At 72.1% G+C, this 19,793-nt stretch carries 17 protein-coding genes; 9 read left to right on the top strand and 8 right to left on the bottom strand.

The window, feature by feature from the left end; genetic code table 11:
- Genes ACFYW9_RS03155 through ACFYW9_RS03165 form a run of 3 tightly spaced genes read left to right on the top strand, consistent with a single transcriptional unit; the run spans position 1 to position 3,549 of the window.
- Positions 1-1,575 carry a sugar ABC transporter ATP-binding protein gene (locus ACFYW9_RS03155; RefSeq protein ID WP_389143977.1) on the top strand — a complete coding sequence of 525 codons (1,575 nt, stop codon included), beginning with the start codon at positions 1-3 and terminating at the stop codon, positions 1,573-1,575.
- Positions 1,568-2,530 carry an ABC transporter permease gene (locus ACFYW9_RS03160; RefSeq protein ID WP_351864399.1) on the top strand — a complete coding sequence of 321 codons (963 nt, stop codon included), beginning with the start codon at positions 1,568-1,570 and terminating at the stop codon, positions 2,528-2,530. The genes ACFYW9_RS03155 and ACFYW9_RS03160 overlap by 8 nt, the downstream gene beginning before the upstream one ends.
- The gene (locus ACFYW9_RS03165; RefSeq protein WP_389143982.1) at positions 2,527-3,549 is read left to right on the top strand and encodes an ABC transporter permease; all 1,023 of its coding nucleotides are present in this window, start codon (positions 2,527-2,529) and stop codon (positions 3,547-3,549) included. The genes ACFYW9_RS03160 and ACFYW9_RS03165 overlap by 4 nt, the downstream gene beginning before the upstream one ends.
- A gap of 213 nt (positions 3,550-3,762) precedes the next feature.
- Here the strand turns inward: ACFYW9_RS03165 and ACFYW9_RS03170 are convergent, their stop codons facing one another.
- Positions 3,763-4,638 carry a lamin tail domain-containing protein gene (locus tag ACFYW9_RS03170; RefSeq protein ID WP_389143985.1) on the bottom strand — a complete coding sequence of 292 codons (876 nt, stop codon included), beginning with the start codon at positions 4,636-4,638 and terminating at the stop codon, positions 3,763-3,765.
- Positions 4,639-5,294: 656 nt separating this feature from the next.
- Here ACFYW9_RS03170 and ACFYW9_RS03175 point away from each other — a divergent pair.
- The 3 genes from ACFYW9_RS03175 to ACFYW9_RS03185 all read left to right on the top strand — a co-directional run bounded on the left by ACFYW9_RS03175 (position 5,295) and on the right by ACFYW9_RS03185 (position 8,184).
- The gene (locus ACFYW9_RS03175; RefSeq protein WP_389143988.1) at positions 5,295-6,458 is read left to right on the top strand and encodes a hypothetical protein; all 1,164 of its coding nucleotides are present in this window, start codon (positions 5,295-5,297) and stop codon (positions 6,456-6,458) included.
- Positions 6,459-6,507: 49 nt separating this feature from the next.
- Positions 6,508-7,722, top strand: coding sequence for a DUF6236 family protein (locus ACFYW9_RS03180; RefSeq protein ID WP_389143991.1), 1,215 nt, complete (start codon positions 6,508-6,510; stop codon positions 7,720-7,722).
- Between the two features lie 129 nt (positions 7,723-7,851).
- A complete protein-coding gene (locus ACFYW9_RS03185) occupies positions 7,852-8,184 on the top strand; it encodes a deoxyxylulose-5-phosphate synthase (RefSeq protein ID WP_389143994.1) in 333 nt (110 codons plus the stop codon).
- A 53-nt stretch (positions 8,185-8,237) separates the two neighbouring features.
- Here ACFYW9_RS03185 and ACFYW9_RS03190 read toward each other — a convergent pair whose 3' ends face one another.
- Positions 8,238-9,320, bottom strand: a complete 1,083-nt coding sequence (locus ACFYW9_RS03190) for a MerR family DNA-binding transcriptional regulator (RefSeq protein WP_389143997.1) — start codon at positions 9,318-9,320, stop codon at positions 8,238-8,240.
- Between the two features lie 109 nt (positions 9,321-9,429).
- Positions 9,430-11,478, bottom strand: a complete 2,049-nt coding sequence (locus ACFYW9_RS03195; protein WP_389144001.1) for a serine/threonine-protein kinase — start codon at positions 11,476-11,478, stop codon at positions 9,430-9,432.
- Positions 11,479-12,155: 677 nt separating this feature from the next.
- Between ACFYW9_RS03195 and ACFYW9_RS03200 the strand changes: the two genes are divergently transcribed.
- Positions 12,156-14,435: an FUSC family protein gene (locus ACFYW9_RS03200; RefSeq protein ID WP_389144004.1), complete on the top strand. Its 2,280-nt coding sequence runs from the start codon at positions 12,156-12,158 to the stop codon at positions 14,433-14,435.
- A gap of 194 nt (positions 14,436-14,629) precedes the next feature.
- Here ACFYW9_RS03200 and ACFYW9_RS03205 read toward each other — a convergent pair whose 3' ends face one another.
- The 4 genes from ACFYW9_RS03205 to ACFYW9_RS03220 all read right to left on the bottom strand — a co-directional run bounded on the left by ACFYW9_RS03205 (position 14,630) and on the right by ACFYW9_RS03220 (position 16,796).
- The gene (locus ACFYW9_RS03205; protein ID WP_351864373.1) at positions 14,630-15,184 is read right to left on the bottom strand and encodes a TIGR03086 family metal-binding protein; all 555 of its coding nucleotides are present in this window, start codon (positions 15,182-15,184) and stop codon (positions 14,630-14,632) included.
- A 29-nt stretch (positions 15,185-15,213) separates the two neighbouring features.
- Positions 15,214-15,723 (bottom strand): SRPBCC family protein, encoded by a 510-nt coding sequence (locus tag ACFYW9_RS03210; protein WP_389144007.1) that lies wholly within the window; start codon positions 15,721-15,723, stop codon positions 15,214-15,216.
- Positions 15,720-16,082: a metalloregulator ArsR/SmtB family transcription factor gene (locus ACFYW9_RS03215; protein ID WP_351864367.1), complete on the bottom strand. Its 363-nt coding sequence runs from the start codon at positions 16,080-16,082 to the stop codon at positions 15,720-15,722. Before ACFYW9_RS03215 ends, ACFYW9_RS03210 begins: the two co-directional genes overlap by 4 nt.
- A 204-nt stretch (positions 16,083-16,286) precedes the next feature.
- Entirely contained in the window at positions 16,287-16,796 is a 510-nt protein-coding gene (locus tag ACFYW9_RS03220) for a molybdenum cofactor biosysynthesis protein (protein ID WP_389144012.1), read from the bottom strand.
- Between the two features lie 166 nt (positions 16,797-16,962).
- Here ACFYW9_RS03220 and ACFYW9_RS03225 point away from each other — a divergent pair, with 166 nt between their 5' ends.
- Entirely contained in the window at positions 16,963-17,541 is a 579-nt protein-coding gene (locus tag ACFYW9_RS03225; RefSeq protein ID WP_389144015.1) for a hypothetical protein, read from the top strand.
- 104 nt (positions 17,542-17,645) lie between these two features.
- A complete protein-coding gene (locus ACFYW9_RS03230) occupies positions 17,646-18,092 on the top strand; it encodes an SRPBCC family protein (protein ID WP_389144019.1) in 447 nt (148 codons plus the stop codon).
- Positions 18,093-18,185: 93 nt separating this feature from the next.
- On the opposite strand, the gene ACFYW9_RS03235 is transcribed toward ACFYW9_RS03230, so the two are convergent.
- On the bottom strand, positions 18,186-19,313 hold the full coding sequence (locus tag ACFYW9_RS03235; RefSeq protein WP_389144767.1) for an AI-2E family transporter: 1,128 nt from the start codon (positions 19,311-19,313) through the stop codon (positions 18,186-18,188).
- Positions 19,314-19,793: the final 480 nt, after the last annotated feature.

Below are 19,793 nucleotides of genomic sequence, written 5' to 3' on the forward strand. Positions count from 1 at the left end.
ATGTTGTCGGTGACCGGCCTGTCGAAGACCTTCCCCGGCGTGAAGGCCCTGTCCCTCGTGGACTTCACGGCCCGCGCCGGGGAGGTGCACGCCCTCATCGGTGAGAACGGCGCGGGCAAGTCGACCCTCATCAAGGTTCTCACCGGCGTCTACCGGCCCGACGAGGGCGAGATGACGTACGACGGCGCCCCGGTCCGCTTCGCCACCCCGCTCCAGGCGCAGCACGCGGGAATCTCCACCATCTACCAGGAGGTCAACCTGGTCCCGCTGATGAGCGTGGCCCGCAACCTCTTCCTCGGCCGTGAACCCCGCGGCCGCCTCGGCCTGATCGACTTCCGGAGCATGCACCGGCAGGCCGAGGAGGCACTGCGCGACCTGGGCCTGCGGGTCGACGTACGCCGGCCACTGCGTGAACTGGGCGTCGGCGCACAGCAGATGGTGGCTCTCGCCCGAGCCGTCTCGGTCGACGCCCGGGTGGTCGTCATGGACGAACCGACCTCCTCGCTCGAACCGCGCGAGGTGCGGACCCTGTTCGGGGTGATCCGGATGCTGCGCGAGCGGGGCATCGCGGTGATCTACGTCAGCCACCGGCTCGACGAGTTGTACGAGATCTGCGACGCGGTCACCGTGCTGCGCGACGGCAAGGTCGTGCACACGGGCCGGATCGCCGAACTCGACCGGCTCAGGCTCGTGGGGCTGATGCTGGGGCGGGAGATCGCGGACGTACGGCAGGAGGGCCTGACCAAGTTCTCGGGCGGTCACGACACCGCGGCCGAACCCGTGCTGGACGCAAGGGAACTGACCGTACGTCACCGGCTGCACGACGTGTCCATCTCCGTACGGCCCGGTGAGGTGGTGGGGCTCGGCGGGCTGCTCGGTTCGGGGCGTACCGAGACCGCCAAGGCCATCGCGGGCGCGCTCCCCACCGACTCCGGGCGGGTCGTGGTGGCGGGCGTGCGCGTACGCACGGGATCGACGCCCGCCGCGATCCGGGCCGGCATCAGCCTGCTGCCCGAGGACCGCAAGGCCGAGGGGATCGTGCCGGGCCTCTCGGTCCGGGAGAACATCGCGCTCGCCGCGCTGCCGGGGCTCTCACGCTTCGGTCTGGTCGACGAGGCACGCATCGACCGGATCGTGGAGACGTTCATGAAGCGGCTGCGGATCAAGGCCGCGAGCCCCCACCAGAAGGTGGGCGAACTGTCCGGCGGCAACCAGCAGAAGGTGCTGCTGGCCCGCTGGCTGGCCATGCAGCCCAAGGTCCTGCTTCTCGACGAGCCGACCCGGGGCATCGACGTCGGCGCCAAGGCGGAGGTGCAGAAACTGATCGACGAACTGGCCGGCGACGGGCTGGGCGTCCTGCTCATCTCCTCCGACCCCGAGGAACTGATCGAGGGCAGCGACCGGGTGATCGTCCTCAAGGACGGCGCGGTCGTGGAGGAGCTGACGGGCGACGCCGTCACCGAGGACCGGCTGATGCGCGCGATCGCCACCGCACCCGCCGCACCCGCCGTCACGGCCACCGTCACAGCCGCGGCCACCGACAAGGGCACCGGACCGGGAGGCCACGATGACTGACCTGACCCTCGGCCGGGTCTCCGCCGACCGCGACCGTCTGCTGGCCCTGCTCCAGGAGTACGGCGTCTACCTGGGCGTCGTGGTCCTCTTCCTGGTGAACACCGTCTTCACCCCGCACTTCCTGTCCACGGAGAACTTCCGCACCCAGGCGGTCCAGGTCGCCCCGGTCCTCATCGTGGCACTCGGCATGGCACTGGCGATCGGCAGCGAGGGCGTCGACCTGGCGGTGGGCTCGGTGATGGCCCTGTCCACCTCGCTGCTGTCCCTCTATCTCGGCTACGGACCCGGGGTCGCCGTCCTGATCGCGCTGGTCGGCGGCGCCGTGATCGGTGTCGCGAACGGCTCGCTCATCGCGTTCGTCGGCGTCCAGCCGATCGTGGCGACACTCGCCCTGATGGTCGCCGGGCGCGGGCTGGCCCTGGTGCTCCTCCCCCAGCTCAAGGACGTCCACGACCCGGCCATGGCGGAACTCGGCTCCGGCGACGTCCTGGGCGTCCCGTACGTCGTCCTGATCGCCGCGGCCCTCGCCCTGCTCGTCGGCTTCGTCGTACGCCGCACGACCTTCGGCCGCAGCCTCCTCGCCATCGGGGACAGCCGCCCCGCGGCCCGGCTCGCCGGACTGCCGGTACGCCGCGTCCTCATCCTCGTGTACGTGTGCTCGGGCGTCCTCGCGGCCGTCGCGGGCGTCCTGGCCACCGCCCGCCTCACCGCGAGCGACCCGTCCTCGCTCGGCAACCTGATGGAACTGTCCGCCATCACCGCCGTCGTGGTCGGCGGGACACCGCTGAGCGGTGGCCGTATCCGGATCGGCGGCACGGTCGCCGGCGCCGTCCTCATCCAGTTGCTCACCACCACGCTCATCAAGCACGATCTGCCGCCGTCGTGGACCCAGATCGCCCAGGCCGTGGTGATCGTCCTCGCCGTGTACGCGGCCCGGGAACGAGGAAAGCGATGACGACCGACGTGGACGTTCCGGTGCGCGCGAAGAACACGGCCGAGGAGGAACCGACGGGCGCCGGCCGTTCCGAACGGCTCAGCGCCCTCGCCCAGCAGCACGGCGCGCTGGTCACGCTGGTCGTCGCGATGACCGCGGCGTCCATCGGCTTCGACACCTTCCTGACCGGCGACAACCTGGAGAACATGGCGCTCTCCTCGGCGTTCCTGGCCGTGGTCGCGCTCGGCATGACCTTCGTCATCATCACCGGCGGCATCGACCTGTCGGTGGGCTCGCTGTTCGCGCTCGGCGGCGTGCTCGCGGCCTGGGGATCGCGGTACGGAGCGGTCGTCGCGCTGCTGCTTCCCCTGGCCGTCTGCGGACTGATCGGCCTCGTCAACGGACTGCTGATCGCCCGTTCGCGGCTCGCTCCGTTCATCGTCACGCTGGCCTCGATGCTCGGCGCGCGGGGCATCCTGCTCTCCGTCACCGACGAGGGTTCGAAGACGTATCTCGTGGAGAAGGGGTCGTTCTTCGCGAAGATCGGACAAGGGGAGCTGCTCGGCGTCGGCGTGCCCGTGTGGATCACCGTCGCGCTCTTCGTGCTCGGCGCGGTGGTCCTCAGGCGCACCCGGTTCGGGCAGTACGTGTACGCGGTCGGCGGGAACGAGGACGCCGCGGCGCTGATGGGCGCCCCCGTGGCCCGTACGAAGATCTCCGTCTACACGCTGTCCGGGCTGTGCGCGGGACTCGCCGGAGCGCTCAACGCGGCATGGCTCGCGTCCGGCGTCACGATCCTGGGCTCGGGCATGGAACTGGAGGCGATCTCCGCCGTCGTCATCGGCGGCACCCTGCTCACCGGCGGGTTCGGTTTCATCAGCGGATCGCTCGTCGGAGTACTGCTCCTGAAGGTCATCCAGAACGTCATCAACCAGATCGGCTCCCTGGACTCCGCCTACCAACAGGTCGTCAGCGGTGCCTTCCTCGCCGTCGTCGTCATCGCCCAGACCTGGCTCGGACGCAGACGCCGGGTGCTGTGAGGGCCACGCCGGCCGGTGCGGAAACAGAAGACCCGCACCGGTCGGTGCGGGTCTTCTGCGGTGATGCCGTCCTGCGGGTTCGTGCCTCGTCGGGTCCGACCGGGCCCGGACTACGGCCGGTCATCCCCACGTTCCGACCGGATGCCACCCGCGTACGCCCCGGGTGGATGAGCCTGCGGTCGCTGTTCAGCGACCGAGGAGGTGGGCCGGACCCTAACCCTGGTGCCCCTGGCGAGGACCCTGACCCTGCTGGCCCTGCTGGCCCTGCTGTCCCTGCTGACCCTGGCGCGGACCCTGCTGGCCCTGACCCTGCTGACCCTGGCGAGGTCCCTGGCCCTGCTGGCCCTGCTGGCCCTGGCGCGGACCCTGCTGACCCCGGTGGTCGCCGTGGCCACGGTTGTCACCGTGACCCCGGTTGTCACCGTGACCCCGGTTGTCACCGTGACCCCGGTTGTCACCGTGACCCCTGTGGTCGCCGTGACCCCGGTTGTCCCCGTGGCCGCGGTGGTCCCCGTGGCCGCGGTGGTCGCCGTGCCCACGGTGGTCGCCGTGCCCACGGTGGTCGCCGTGGCCGCGGTGGTCGCCGTGGCCGTGGCCGCGGTGGTCGTCACGGCCGTGGTCGCGGTCGTAGTACCGGTCCCAGGAGACGCTGTCGACGAAGCGGCCGCGAGCGGTCCGCAGCGTGGCGGTGTCGGAACGGTTGTCCCAGACCTCGTTGCGGCGGTCCTGGAAGAGGTCACGGCTGGTGTCACGGCCGTAGCCGGTGTGGACACGGACGGTGGCACGGCCGGCCAGGGTGAAGTGCCTGAAGCTGTAGCGGTTGCCGTCCTCGTCCGACAGCGTCCACCCGTTCAGGTTCACCCCGTGGCGACCGGAGTTGGTGATTTCCACCCACTCCGCGTTCAGAGAACGCGCGGAGCGGTCGTCAAAGCCCGGCGCGTCGCTCTGGACCCTGCTGATGTCGACGTGTGAGCGGTCGAAGCGCGGATCCGCGGCCGAGGCCGACACGGACGCCGAGCCGACCAGCGCACCGGCCGCGATGACCGCGGCCGCCACGCGGCGGGCAGTGACAGACGTGGAAACGGACATGAATGCTCCTCAAGGTTCGAGAGCCGGCACACCCCGTGCGGGCACCCCTCTCGGGGAACCCGCACGGTGCGACCCTGTGCGAGTCCCGGCCCGGTGGCCGAGGACTCATAACTTGCTGCACATCCCCGCCCAGGACGGGCGACACCCGACCCCTGTTACCAATTACGGACATATCAGTTACAGGCGTCTGTATATGGCCTTTAACTACGGAAAGCTGAAAAGTGATGGACTGTCATTGTCAACTCCCTTACACAGACAACAACTAGGGCGTATCGGGCCATGCCGCCCGTCAGCACAGGCCACCCACAGGTCACCCGAAAGTGAGTAACACCCCTCCGGCCCGCGCCGAGGCGTTCGATTCCTTTTCGTTCGGCGTCCGGTCGACACACAGTTCCCGTAGTGGGCCGTGGCTGGGCCCTGACCGCCTGACTCAACGCCTGCACCGCCTGCGCGACCACCGGTCCGCGGGTCGCCGCACTCCGCCCGCCCGCCGTTCACGGGAGCACCATCGCCCCGAGATTTCGCGCCCCTGCCGTACGCGACAGGGGCGGCTCTTCGCCGTTGACAAACACCAACACCTTGCCGGGGTACGGCCTTTACCATGGGGAGGCCGAAGCCGCGCGGCCCGTCGGCGCATGGCCGGGAGGGGAGAGACCGTGGCAGCGGAACGCAGCCTCAGCAGGTTTTCCGGGTGGTCGGAACTCCAGCCGTTGTGCACCAGCGGAATGCTGGAGGACCGGCGGCCCTTCTTTTCCGGGACGAACGTGCAGAGCCGGATGTCCGAGGTACGGCGGGCGATCAACGACATCCGCATCCACTGGGACCGCTACCCCGATTTCATGTCGGAACTGCGCACCTATATGGAGCGGGTGAGTCCGGCTTCCCCGGAAGCGGCCGATCCCGAACTGAACGGCCAGTTGGCGGAGCTCTTCGCCAGCACCAAGGACTGGGCCGACCACCGGGCGGACGGCGGTCCGCAGGCGGAGGACTACAGCGCGGTCCGCCTCTACACCTCGGACGCCGGATACCAGCGCATCTTCAGCACCATCAACACCGCTTTCCGCACCGTGTCGCTGACCGGCGACCCCGTCGCCCTGCGCAGCGCGGCATTCCTCGTGGAGCTTCTGAGCATCGACCTGTTCAACTACCGCCACGCGCACCGCACGGCCGACAATTTCCAGGGCACCGTCTACCGGGGCATGGCGGTCAACGCCGAGGAACTGACGGCCTTCACCCGAGCCGCCGCGGGCCCGGTCGAGCAGCGCTACCTCTCCGTGCCCCTGGCCATGATGTCGGCCAGCCGCAGCAAGGAGAAGGCGATGGCCTTCGCCCGCGAGACCGCCAGGCGCTCCCCCGACCGCCACCCGCTGCTCTGGAGCATCGACGTCGCCGGGCTGCCGCCGGAACTCATGGGCGCCTACCGCTCCGCATTCCCGGCGAGCACGGTCACGTCGATGTGCGCCGTGCCCGTGGACGGGCTGTCGGCGTACGCATACGAGAAGGAGGTGCTGCTGCGCGGCCCCTTCTTCCAGATCCTCGGCATGACGGAGGACGGCGCCGCGGGCCCGGGCCGCGGGCCGATGCACACCATCGAGGCCGTCATGCTCAACAGCAATCGCGACCACGTCACCACGATCGCCTCGGACGAGGGGGAGGACCGCCGGGCCAGGGACCTCTTCCGCACGATCGTCACCATGCACCGCGCGGGGCTCTGCCTGGACTACGCGCGCACCCGCGGATTCGACGCGGACGCGGACGTCTACCGCGCACAGCTCGACAGGAGCAGGGCCGAACTCGACCGGTTCACGGCGGCCGCGTAGCGCCGGCCCCGGCGGATCGCAGACCAGAGGACGACAATTGGCCGTCACCGTGCCAGGCCCCGCATCCGGCCTCGGCCTCTACTACCCGTATTTCCACGTCCGCGACGAGCGGTGGCTGAAGATATCCGCGCTGTACTGGCCCGCCATCGTGCGCATCGTCCCGGAGGACTACGCGGTCCGCGACTCACGGACCGTGCGTGTCCTGACCGACCAGGCCGGCTTCATCGAGAACGCCGGCCCCACGACCGCGGTGGACGCCATCGCACCCCGCTTCCTCGAACTGCTCGCGGGCCACGAAGGCGCCCTGCGGGCCGGGCTGCGCGTACAGCAGCGCGACATGGCCGCCTTCGACCACACCGTGTCGGGCACTTCGGCCGCGGCGCCCCACAGGCCGCGCCTGGCCGCGCTCCACGAGAGCCAGGTTCGCCCCGACCTGACGCGGGCCCTGGTGGAGGCGGGGCTGGCGGTCCGGGGGCGGCTGACCCTGTCCCACGAGGTGGACGCCCGCTGGCTGGTCCTGCGCGAGCGCTTCGTCTCCCTGTACATGAGCTGCCTCGCGGAGGAGTTCGGCTCGGCGAACCACCTGGAGCTGACCACCGACCAGCCGCATGCGTTCGCCCTCGCCAACGGCTGGTCGGCCGATCTGCTGGCCGGGTATCTGCTGCGGACGCCCACACAGCCGGCTGCGCAGGCCGGGTCGTCCCTGGCCGAGCGCATAGGCATCCTCGCCCTGGGGCTGGTGGTGCCCGCGGACATCGACCGGGTGTCCGCCGAGCAGATCGTACGGCTGCGCCGGCGCCACGGCCGGGAATTCCTCGCCTTCCGCCAGGCGGTGAGCCAGGCCGCCGCCGAGCTGGCGTCCCTGGCGGACATCCCGGACGGCCGTACCTTGGACGCCTATCTGCGGAACGAGGTCAACGACCGTTTTGCCGTACCCCTGGACGAGTTGCGCCAGTGCCTGGCCGGGATGAACCTCGGCGCCGCGATGACCGCCGTCAACGTCAAGACACAGCTTCCCTCCAGCGTGACGCTGGCCGGCGGCGCCTGGATCGCCGGCCAGCCGCTCGTGGCCGGTGCCGTCGCCGCCGGGTTCGGGCTGCTCGCCATCGGCCACACCTCCCGCCAGGAGCGCAGCACGGCCCTGGCCGCCGCGGGCCCGGCCGGTTATCTTCTGCACACCGGGAACGCCCTCAGCCAGCGCCGTCTGCTGTCCCGCACCCTGCGCCGGATGACCGGTATCGCGGGCCCGGCGGCGCGCGGCTGACGCCCGGCACCTGCGGGAGCGGCCGGGCCTGCCGCTGCCGGGTCCTGGAGTCGGCGGGCGAGCACGGTGTCGTTGGACCGGGCGAGTAAATCCGTCGCGTGCGGAACGTGGGCCGTCTAGCCTCGGGGCATGCCTGCCGGAAAGACGTCGTACGTGTGCCTGCCCTGCCGGGCGTCGTACAAGCAGCCGTACGACGGGGACCGTCCCGTGCGGATCTGTCCCCGGTGCGCCTCGCCGCTCATCCACGTGGGGTCGGCCTTCGCAGCGCCCAGGCGCCGGGACACCGCGGCCTGGAGGACACTCTCCGTCCTGCTCCACGCGGGCGTCCGCTTCCACAAGAGTTGCTGCGGCGGACCCGGTTACCGCCCCCGGACCCTGCGCGAAGTCCGTGAGCGGATGGCGTACGCACGACGCACCGGCGAGCCCTTCGCCCGGGCGCTCAGGCGTCACGACGTGCCCTGAGCGGGGGCGCCGGATCCGCGACGGGCAGCGGTGGCGCGAGGCCGTCCGCGCGCTCAGTCCTCCAGACGGACCGGCATCAGCATCGAGAACGTGTGCTCGTCGTCGGGCCGTCGGATCGCGACGGGCGCGGTGGGGGCGCCGATCTCCAGGACCAACTGGTCGCGGGCCGCCGCGGCGAGCGCGTCGAGCAGGTACTCACGGTTGACGGCGACGTGATTCCGATCGCTCCAACGGTCTTCGCCGACGGTCACGGTTCCGTCGCCCGTCACCTTGAGCAGGGTGAGGCCGGCGGGGGTCCCACCCGGTCCGCTCGCTTCGCTCGTCACGACGGGACCGGTCTCCACCGCTTCGCGGAAGGTTCCCGCATCGACCAGGGCCCGGTGGCCGTCCGGCGTTCGGACGAGACGGCGGTAGTCGGGGAAGTCGTGGTCGAGGCAAGGGCCGGCCGTCTGCCCGTCCCCGCTCTCCAGCGTCACGCGGTCACCGTCGACGGCGAGCCGGACCGGCTCCTCGCCGCTCAGCAAAGCCCTCATCGCGTCCACGAGCGGGGTCGGAACGATGGCCTGCACACGGGTGTCGGCATGCCCGCTGGTGCCTGCCCGCGCGACGGCCATCCGGTACCGGTCCGTGGCCACGACGTCGAGTGTCCCGCCCTCGATGTCGAACAGGACACCGGCGAGCATCGGCAGCTCCGGGTCCCGCCCGGCGGCGAAGCGGACCGCGTCGAGCGCGCCGGCGAGTTCCGGCGCGGCGACGGACAGACGGACGACGGCTGTACGGGGCGGTGTCATGGGTTTCTCCCTGCTTTCGAGAAGTGCTCGGAGCGTGGAGAACTCGTCGCGGGCATCGGCCAGCCCCGTCTCGAGGCGACGCACATGCGCCTCCAGCAGCCGGCGTACCAGATCGGTGTCCGCGCCGGACCAGCCCGCGAGCACCAGGCGGGTGTCCGCCAACGGCATGGCGGCCCGGCGCAACCGGGCCAGCAACCGTGCCTCGTCCAGCTGCCCGGGGCCGTACCAGCGGTAGCCGCTCACCGGATCCACCCAGGCGGGGACCAGCACCCCACCACGGTCGTAGAACCGCAGGGCGCTCACGCTCAGTCCGCTGTCCCGGGCCATCTCGCCAATGCTGCGCATCTCGCTCTCCACACCCACGACCCTGCGCCCTCGACCATGTCGAGGGTCAACCCCGTTCATACTCGGGGACCCGGCCGGAACGGGGCGGGGCGGGTCGAGTCGGGGCAGGTCAGGCCGGACAGTCGGCCAGGGTTCCGGCCGTGCCCCAGCGGATCATCAGATAGCCGGAGCCGTCTCTCTCCGCCACGGCGTAACGGGAGTACGGCCACGCGCCGCCCGCGCCGTCCCGCTGCCGCACCAGAGCCCGGCACGCCTCGCCCGCCGCCATGCCCGCCCAGGCCGCGGCCTGCCGCTGATTCCACGTCCTGTAGTCCGACCACACGTACATCGCCGAGCGACTCGGATCGAAGCCCACCTTGAGCTCCGCGTTGCCGAGCGCGCGATCCGTACCGAGCGTCGTACGCATCCCGTTGGTCCGCTCGATGATCCTGCGGGTGGCGCGGTCCGCGACGCCGATCTCGTCGCGGTCGGTGCTGGGAATCATGGCCTGGCCGAGGCCCTGTTCGTCCGGCTCCCAGCCCAGTCCGGCGCCGGCAGGGCTCAAGTCGTCGTCGGCCGAGGTGCACCCGGCGTCGGTGAGGAAGTCGTCGTCCCAGGTCACCAGCGGGTCATGACCGGTCGCTTCCCTCACCATGACAAAGGCGCGGTACGGCAGTTCCGGGTGCAGACGCAGGACGGACTCCCGCAGCGTCCGGCACATCAGACCGGCGACCTCCGTCTCCGCGTACAGCGTTCCCGCCTCGTCGGAGGCGAGCCGGTACGACAGGTAGACCTCCCCGCGTGACGCGTGGAACCTCACGGTGCTCGGGACGAGGTCGATGGCGTCGCCGAGTTCCCGGACGAGAACACCCTGGTCGCGCAGGACGGCACGGGCCACGTCGTGTTCGCCCTCGCCGCGTGCCGACCTCGCGTCCGCCCAGCTCTCCGCACTCGCCGGACGGCCGCTCGTGGCCTGCTCGCGCCGCACCGACGTGCTCGCCCTCGTGCTCGCCCCGGACGGCTGCGGGATGCCGGCCGGGGAGGAGACGACAGCCGAGGAAGCGGGGACGGAGGCCACGGGAACCGAGGAGGCGGGGACGGAGGAAGCGTTCGACGTCGGATAGCGGCCGCTCTCCGGCTTGCCGGGCATCAGGGCGACCACTCCGCCCGCCAGGCCCCCGATGACCGCGGCCGCGACGACGAGCACGCCCGCCCATGGTCTTCGCCCGCGTCTCGCGGGCCGTGGCCACGCCGGATCGTCCACGTGAGGCATGTCCCAGACCGCGGTGATCATGTCCTCCGCCCGCGTGAACAACGTGTCGGCTCGCATCGCCTGGATGAGCTGCGCGGCCAGGAGTTCGAAGCACTCCTCGGCGGCGTCGGCGGCCGAGGGACGGTCCCCCGGTTCCTTGGCCAGTGCCCGCAGCACGATCTCGCGCAGGGGCGCGGGGACACCGCCCAGGTCGGGTTCACCCGACATTACGCGGAACGCGACCACGTCGGGCGCGCCCGTCCCGAACGGGGACTTCCCGGTGGCCGCGTAGGCCACGAGCGCTCCCCAGGCGAACACATCGCTCTCGGACCCGGCGGCTCCCGTCCGGTACTGCTCGGGACCGATCCAGCCCGGGGTACCGGTCGTGGCCCCGGGACGGGTGACTCTGGTGTCGTCGTCGCCGTGCGCGATGCCGAAATCCAGGACGCGGGGACCGGAGGGCGTGAGGATGACGTTCTGCGGTTTCACGTCACGGTGCACCACGCCGGCGGCGTGCACGGCGGCCAACGCCTGCGCGGTGGCGGCCGCGAAAGCGTACAGACTGGGTCCGGTGACCCGTCCTTGGGCCAGCACGTGCTCGTGCAGCGTCGGCCCGGCGACGTACTCGGTGGCGAGCCACGGCTGCGTGGCGTTCGCGTCCGCAGTGAGCAGCGGGACCAGGTACGGGCCGGTGACACGGGAGGACATGTCGACTTCACGCCTGAAACGGGCCCTGAATTCCGGTTCTTGGGCCTGCGAGGGCTGAATCACCTTCACCGCCACACGCGTTCCGTCGGAGGCCACGCCCGCGTGGACGGTACCCATGCCACCGGCACCGAGACGACCGACGATCCGGTACGGACCTATTCGGGAGGGATCGCCGGCCTGAGCCGGCTGGACTCTTCCGGAGGATCCGGATTCGCTCACTGATGGTTCCTTCGTGCGGGACTGAACAGGTGCGCAGGCGGAGATGTGACGGGTGGTCGGGGGCGGAGGCGGGTCGGGGGCGGTGACGAGTCGGGGACGGGCCCGCGTCCCGGCAGGTTGCCCCGACATGAGGTTGCCCCGACATGCCTTCCGGGTGACTTCCCGTCCGGATGTTATGCGCTCACCCGCCTCCTGGGTAGAGAAACCCCTGATCAGACGGCGCGCTCCCGACCGCCGGGTGACGAGACGCTTGCGGACCGTGTCGCGGGCCCGGACACCGACCGGGCGACCGCCGACGCCTTTCCCTTCAACTGCCTTACGAGGAAACCCTGTTGTCGTTTCAACCGACGCGGATTCCTGTCCGCGCGGATCGGATCCGTCGGACAGCCGAGGCGAAGCCGAAAGCCGGCCTGGGGCGAAGCCGAAAACCGGCCTGGGGCGAAGCCTGCCGACGAGCGGCCTCGGCTCCCCCTCCCCCCACGCGTCACAGGAACCCGTCCGACCGACTCGTCCGCCCGACTCGGCCGACCGACTCGGGCGGACGGCCGAGCGGGGCCCGTCCCCGCCGCGGATCCGGACCCGCGGCGCCGGCGCCGCCCGTGCCTCCCACCCGGTCCCGGTCGACAATGGGCGTACGGCGGGGACGGGCCCGGGGAGGCGCCGGGGAAGGAACGTCCATGCCGAAGCGGCCCCTCTCCCCCGGTCGCGTACGGGCCGCGCGGCAGTCCGTACGGGTCACGGTCGCGTCCGCCACGGGCTTCTACTCGGCCCTCTACGCGCTGGACCAGCCGGTCGTCGCCGTCTACGCCCTCTTCGCGCCGATCGCGCTCGGCGTCCTCTCCCCGATCCCGGGCGGCGGCCGGGACCGGGCGCGGACCATGCTGATCGTGCTGCCGCCGGCCGTGGCGCTGACGGCCCTCGGCACCGCTCTCGCCGTGACGACGGCCTCCGCCGTCGCCGGGATGCTGGTGGTCGGCTTCGCCATCTCCTTCGCCTCCGCGTACGGACCGGCCGCGGCGGGCGCCGTCCCGGGGCTGCTGCTCTTCTACGTGCTCGCGTGCTTCCCGCCGTACGCGCCGGACACCCTTCCGCAGCGCCTCGGCGGCCTGCTGGCCGGTGTCCTCCTGCTGGTCCTGTGCGAGCTGCTGCTCCTGCCCGCCCCGCCCGTCCAGAGGTATCGGGCACGGATCGCCGCCGCCCTGGACCTCGCGGCCGCTTCGGCGCTCGCGTCCGCACAGGGCCACCGTCGTTCGCCCGAGCGGGCCCGGCGCCTGCGTGAGGAAGGGCTGGCGCTGCGGCTGTCACAGGCGCCACCGGGCTCACGTCCGACGGGGGCGGGCCGTACCGACCGGGGACTGGCGCAGGCCGGAGCCGCGACACGGCGGGTACTGGACCAGCTCGCCCGGATGGCCGAGCGGCCGGACTCCGCCACGGCCGCCGATCCGCCCTCCGAGGAGCTGCTGCGCGATGTCGCGGCCGGCTGCACCGCGACGGCGGACGCTCTGCGTGGTGCCCGCGCCGTCCCGGGGCCCGAGGCCCTGGAAGAGATGGTCGCCGGCTTCGTCGCCGTCCGCGGACGTCCGTCCGGCAGCGGGCCCGACACGGACGCCAAAGCGTCGCGGCGACTGCTGGAGTGCCGGTCCGACCTGCTGGTCATGGCGGCCTCGGCCCTGACCGCCCAGGCGGCGGTGGCCGTGGCGATCGGCGGGCGCCGCGACGCGGCCGGGCTGCCGCCCGAACAGTTCTGGTACGCGGGGCTCTCCACGGCGCGGCTCCTCGCGCTGCGTCTGACCGGCAACCTCACCCTGCGCTCGGTCCTGTTCCAGAACGCCGTACGCACGGCCCTGGGTCTCGGCGCCGCCCGTCTGGTGGCCGGGGCCCTGGACCTCTCGCACGGTTTCTGGGTGCTGCTGGCCGTGCTGACGCTGGGGCGTACGACCGCGGGAGCGACCTGGTCCACGGTGCGCTCGGCGGCGATCGGCACACTGGTGGGCGCGCTGGCCGCCGGGGTGCTGATCTTCGAGGCCGGCGGCACCGTCGAGGTGTACGCCGCCGTGCTGGTGCCGGCCATGTTCGTGGCGTTCTCGGTGGGGCCGATCGCGGGACCGGCCTGGGCGCAGGGTCTGTTCACCCTGGTCGTCGCCGCCGCCTTCAGCCAGCTCGCCCCGGCCGACTGGCGGCTGGCGGGGACACGGCTGCTCGACGTCCTGGCGGGCTGCACGATCGGGCTGGTGTGCGGAGTGCTCGCCTGGCCCGCGGGAGCCCACGCCGAGGTTCGGCGCGGTGTGGCGGACATGCTGCGTTCCGCGGCGCCCCTGGTGCGGGTCACCGTGTCCGCCGTGGTCCGCGCCTCCGGGACGTCCGGCGCACCCGAGGCGTCCGGGAAGTCGGGGACGTCCGGCGATACGCGGCCTCGGCACGATGACACCGATGAGGCGCTCCGGCTGACCCGGCACCGGCTCCGCATCGCCGAGCGCGCCTACGCGCAGTACCGGACCGAGGGCGGCAGGAACGCCGTCGACAGCGGACCGGACTGGCACCTGGCGCTCAACTGCGTCTCCCACGCGGTGATCGGATCCCATTGGCTGCCCCGGCAGGCGTACGGCCCGGCACCGCCCGAAGCGGTCCGGTGGGCGCGGGAGTCCGCGGGGCGACTGGCCTCGGCGATGGACAGCGCGGCGGCCTTCCCGCCCGGTGGCGTCCGGGCGGCGCCGGTGCCCCTTCCGCACGAGGTCGTCTCCGCCGCCCCGGCCCCCGTCCTGCCCGCGCTGGTCGACATCGACACCTGGCTGCGGACTCTCGCGGCGGAGCTGACGGCGATCGGCGGGAGCCGTCCGGACGGGCCGCCGCCTCCGGTCCGAGGCGACGGAACGCCACCGGCGACCGCCCGCGATGTCACGACCGGTACAGCCGCGACGCCACGGCCCGTACAGGAGGGTGACGGCGCCGGAGGGTGAACGTGCCCACGGCCGGAACGGCGACCGTTTCGGAGCGGTTCCCCTCCGGGACGGTGCCCCTTCCCGGAGGACACTCCTATCCCTGACGGCACCCCGCCCCGGACGTTCCCCTTCCGGGACGGCGCGCGTTCCGGGACGGCGCGCGTTCCGGGACGGCGCGCGTTCCGGGACGGCGCGCGTCTCCAGAGGGTTCCTCAGGGATTGCGTCCGATGAAGGCGAGCAGGCGCGTCTGCACGTCGGCGGTCTCCGGGACGTCCACCCGTGGCCCGTACTGCCCGCTCCCGCGCAGCACGTCGTCGAGGGGCAGCATGCCGTCGAGCATCCGGGCGCACCTGCCGGGGTCGAGGTGCTCGTCCTGGCCGCTGGCGCGTGCCAGGTCCCAGGTGTGCATGAAGACGTCGGCTGTGTAGAAGCGGTCGACCGCCTGGTCCAGCGGGACCTCGCCGATGTGCGGGTTCGACAGCGTTCGGTGCGCCGTGGCCGGATCGTCGAGGAGTGCCTGCACTCCGTCGCTGTGCACCGTCCAGGCCTTCACCGGGTCGTCGTCCACCGACGGCCCCTTCGGCAGTTCGACCCCGGCGCCCGCCTTCAGGAAGTCGGGGAACCACTCGACCAGGTGACGCACCACGTCCCGGGCGACCCAGCCGTCGCACGGCGCGGGGTTCTCCCAGGCCCCGGGGCGCACTCCGCGCACCCGTTCGGTGAAGACCTCGGCGACAGTGCGGTGCTCGTCGGCTGCGCTCGTCATGATCTCAAGCCTTCCGTATCGGTTCTTCTTCAGGCGTTCCCGCTCCGGCGGCCGCCGAGCAGTTCGTCGAGGCGCTCGTGGCCCTCGCGGACACCGCGTCGCATACCGCTTCTGATCATCGCGTCGCGGGCCTCGATGGACGCCATGAGCGAGGTGGTGGTGACCCGGGTCCGGCCGCCGAGGTCCTCGAAGAGGGTGGTCTCCAGGCTGACGCCGTCCGGGAAGCCGTCGTAGGCGAAGGTCTGCACGATGCGCTCGTCCCGGCGCACCTCGTGGAACACGCCGCGGAAGCCGTACTCCGTCCCGTCCGCCTCGTGATGCGCATAGCGGTACGAGCCACCGGTGCGCGCCTCGTACACGTCGATCCGCATGGTCAGCCGCCGCGGGCCGAGCCACTGCACGACGAGATCGGGATCGGTGTACGCCCTGAACACACGCTCCGCGGGGGCGTCGAACTCCCGGGTGATGAGGATGGTGGGCAGCGCCGGGTCGGCCACGATCCGCGTCTCGTGCCGGTCGCTCCGGTTCGCGGTGCTCATGATGCCGCCTCGTTGCCGGAGGTGCCTTCGCCCGGCTGGTCCCCCATCCGTTCGAGGACGGCGTCGAGCCGGCGGAAACGGTCCTCCGCCTCGCGGCGGTAGCGTTCGATCCATCGCGTCATCAGGTCGAAGACCTCGCCTTCGAGGTGGCAGGGCCGACGCTGGGCGTCTCTGCTGCGACTGACCAGACCGGCGTCCTCCAGCACCCGGATGTGCTTGGACACGGCCTGCACCGTCACGTCGTAGGGCTCGGCCAGTTCGTTGACCGTGGCGTCCCCCGCGGCCAGCCTGGCCACGATGTCGCGCCGCGTCGGGTCGGCCAGGGCCGAGAACACCCGGGACAGCCGCTCGTCGGACACCTCTCACCTCACGTAATCAACCAGTCGGTTGAATAACCGTATGCCCGGTCCCCGCCTTAGTCAACCAACTGGTTGGATACACCTCGACGGGTCGGCGCTTCGCGGCCGTCGGCCCGGACGCGCCCACGACCCGGTCCGTCCAGGCCGGCCCGTCCAGGCCGGTCCGTCGCGGCGGCCGACCGCGTTCCGGCCTCGGCACCCGGGTCAGTCCTTCGCGGGTGCCGGCTCCACCACCGTGAACTCGGCGGGCCCGACCGCGAGAATGCCGTCGGTCAGCGGGCGGCAGCGGATTCCCCCGCCGTCGCGCAGCGCCCGTCGTGAGCCGGGGCCGAGCGTGGTGTCCATCCAGGCGCAGGGCCTGGCCGCGCCGCGTACGGCGAGCACCACGGGCCCGGTGCCGCAGTCCAGGGCGATCGTCGCGCCGACACAGGCGTCGATGTCCACCCCCCGGAGCAGAACGTTGCGCCGGGTCAGCCGGAGGTCCGCCTCCGCGGCCGCGCCCCGCGGAAAGCGCTCGGCCGCCATGAGGGTGATCGACGCGTCGCGATGGGCCGGACGGTTGAAGTAGCGGTCGCCGACGATCCCGAGTCCGGCGCGCACCTGAGCGGTCGCCACCAGTTCCGCGTCGGGCAGCGGGGGCACCCCGTCGCCCGGTCGGCCCTCGAACCGGTGCACGGCCGAGAGCAGCAGCTGAAGGACTTCCACTTGCCCCATCCCATCGAGCCTAAGGGACGTCCGCGGGAGCGGTCCGCGCCGCCGTACGGGCGAAGGGCGCCGAAGGGGTCGCCTGCCGGACACTGCCGGACATCCCGCTGACACGGGGACACCCCGCGTGACAGGGTCGGCGGTGATCGAAGACAACAGCGGCAAAGGGGCTTCCGTGGACACGCGAACGTGGGACACGCTGGTCGGCTCGATGAAAAGCGCCTACGTCAAGGGAGTGCGCGAGGGTGCGGTACCCCGGCCGGTCATCATGCCGCTCGTGCGGGGCGAGCTGGTCGGGCTGGTCTGGGTCCGCCCGACCGAGCCCGGGGCCGACGCGCTCACCGGCATCGCGGCGCTGTCGAACATCGCGGCGGCGGCCGGCGCGGACGAGGTCGTCCTGGCCTGGGAGACCCAGGAGGTCGCCACCTCCTGCGAGTTGCCCGTCGCCGGCCCCTCCCCGTGTCTGAACATGGTCCGCGCCACCCCGGACGGGCATGTGCTGCACCAGTTCCCCTACACCGAGGAGTCCTTGCCCGCCGGCTCCGGGAACGCGGAGGAGTCCGCGACCGCCCTCGACTGGGACCAGGCCCCCGCGCCGCGACCGGACGGCGAGCTTCCGCCGCCGGTCCAGGCCGCCGTCGCGTACGCGTTCACCCCGATGGAGCTGGACCACCCCAACCCCTTCGGCGTCACCGTCGTCCTGATGGAGGAGGACGGCTACACCGTGCGTCTGTCCGACGGCTTCGACCACTGAGCCCGTGCGACGCGCCCGCGACGCTCCTGCCCCCTAGGCTGACCGGGCGCGGCAAGGCCGCGCGCCCTCAGCGGGCGGTCCGTGATCGCAGCACAGGAGGAACCGTGTCCGGTCAGTTCGAGGCGACAACCGAGATCAACCGCCCCGTCGAGGAGGTGTTCGCCTACCTCGCCGCCGGCACGAACGACCCCCAGTTCAGCCCCAGGGTGCAGGCGATCACGAAGACTCCGGAGGGCCCGACGGCCGTGGGCACCGTCTTCACCAGCACGGTCAAGGACGCCGGCATGAAGACGGGCCGGAAGTTCCGCATCACCGAGTTCGAGCCGTCCCGCCGGATCCGCTGGGCCGAGGTCTCGAAGAACATCGTCATGGCGAAGGAGGGCGGCTACGACCTCGAGTCCACCGGCCCCCGGACCACCCGAGTACGGATCTTCAACGTCCTCGAGGGCCATGGCATCGGCAAACTCCTGGTCGGCCTCGCGCTGAGCGCGGCCCGCAAGGACGCGGACGCCTTCGGCAAGCGGATCAAGGCAGCCGTCGAGGCCTCCTGAGACATGGCGGGAGGACGGGGGGCAGGGCCACGGCGCTACGGGGTCACGACGTAGCGGCGGCCACGACGTAGCGGCGCCGCCGATCCGGCGCCGCTACGGCTTCCCGGCCCCGGCCCCGGCATCCCCCGTCGGCCCGGGACGCCGCTCGGCCGGGGCGGACCGGTGGTCCGGTGAGCGCCCGGTGGGTTCCGGTTCGGGGCGTGCCCGCAGCTCGGTGATCACGGACCAGGCGACCGACACCATCGGCACCGCCACGACAGCGCCGGTCACACCGGCCAGGATGCTCCCCGCGATGACGGAGAGGGCCACGACCACGGGATGCAGCCGGACGGCCCAGCTCAGGACGAGCGGGTGCAGGACGTGCCCCTCCAGTTGGCCGATGACGACGATCAGGGCGAGCACGATGAGCGCGACGACCGGCCCCCGGGTGGCCAGCGCGACGACCGTGGCCACGGCGAGGGCGACGGGCGAGCCCACCAGGGGGATGAACGCGGCGAAGAACTCCAGCAGCGTGAGGGGCAGCGCCAGTGGTACGCCCAGGACGAACAGGGCGATGCCGACGAGGACGGCGTTGGTGGCCGCCACGATGATGATGCCGCGCGTGTAGCCGGCGAAGGTCCGCCAGGCCGCACGCCCGCCGCGGTCCCACGGGTCCCGCGCGCCCTCCGGCATCAGCTCCTGGAACCAGCGCCAGAACCGGTCCCCGGAGCGGATGAAGAACAGCGAGCAGAACAGCGCGAGCACCAGGCCGGTGACGAACTCCACCGCGCGGCCGGCGCCGCTGAGGGCGCTGCTGATCAGCTCGGAACGGTGCTCGGAGACGAAGGTGGCCACCTTGCCCTGGAGGTCCGACATCACCGCGTGGCTCAGATGGAACGGCGAGCCCTCCAGCCAGCGTTCGATCCGTCCCAGTCCCCCGGCGAACTCATGGCCCAGCCTTCCGGACTCGCCCGCCACGACACGGCCGACGAGCGCCATCACGCCGAGCACCAGCAGGATGCTTCCCAGGATGCTGACGATCACCGCCACGGTCCTCGGCATGCGCCGCGCCAGCAGGTCGGCTAGGGGACGCAGGACCGCCGTCACGACCAGCGCGAGGAACAGGGCCACGGCGACCAGCTGGAGCTTGCCCAGGAGGGCGAAGACCGTATAGGCGACCACACCGACCACGAGCAGCCGCCACGCGTAGGCCGCGGCCACCCGTAGCCCGTGACGCACCAGGACGCCCTGGTCGTCTCCGGCGCCGTACCGTCCGTACGCGCCGGCCGTTCGCGCCCGCGTGACCGTCCAGACGCCACGGGAGGAGCGGTTCCCCACGACATGACGCGTCCGGCGCCCGCCGCGGCCCGTGCCGGGCGCGCCGGGCCGCCGGTGAGCACGACGCGATCCGGCGTTCACCTGTGTGCCACCGTTCTCCCGTCGTCGCGCCCACCCGCCACGCGTGCCCGGACGCGCACCGGCGCCCGACCTCGGGGAAGCGGGCGACCGGTTCCGGGCCGTCGATCACGCGGGCGTCCTGGCCAGCGTGGTGTCGCGCACCGCACCCCGCAACCCGAAGGACACCCGGCCCTCGGCCGCGGCCGAGGGCCGGCGGCGCGGCACTTCCGGAGACGGGGGGGGGCCGCGCCGGCCCCCCCCGCGCCCGCCCCGGGCGCCCCCCCCCCCCCCCCCGCCCCGTTAAGTGGATTTATGGGGTTGGCG

It is taken from the genome of Streptomyces sp. NPDC002698 (assembly GCF_042888945.1).
Classification (GTDB): Bacteria; Actinomycetota; Actinomycetes; order Streptomycetales; family Streptomycetaceae; genus Streptomyces.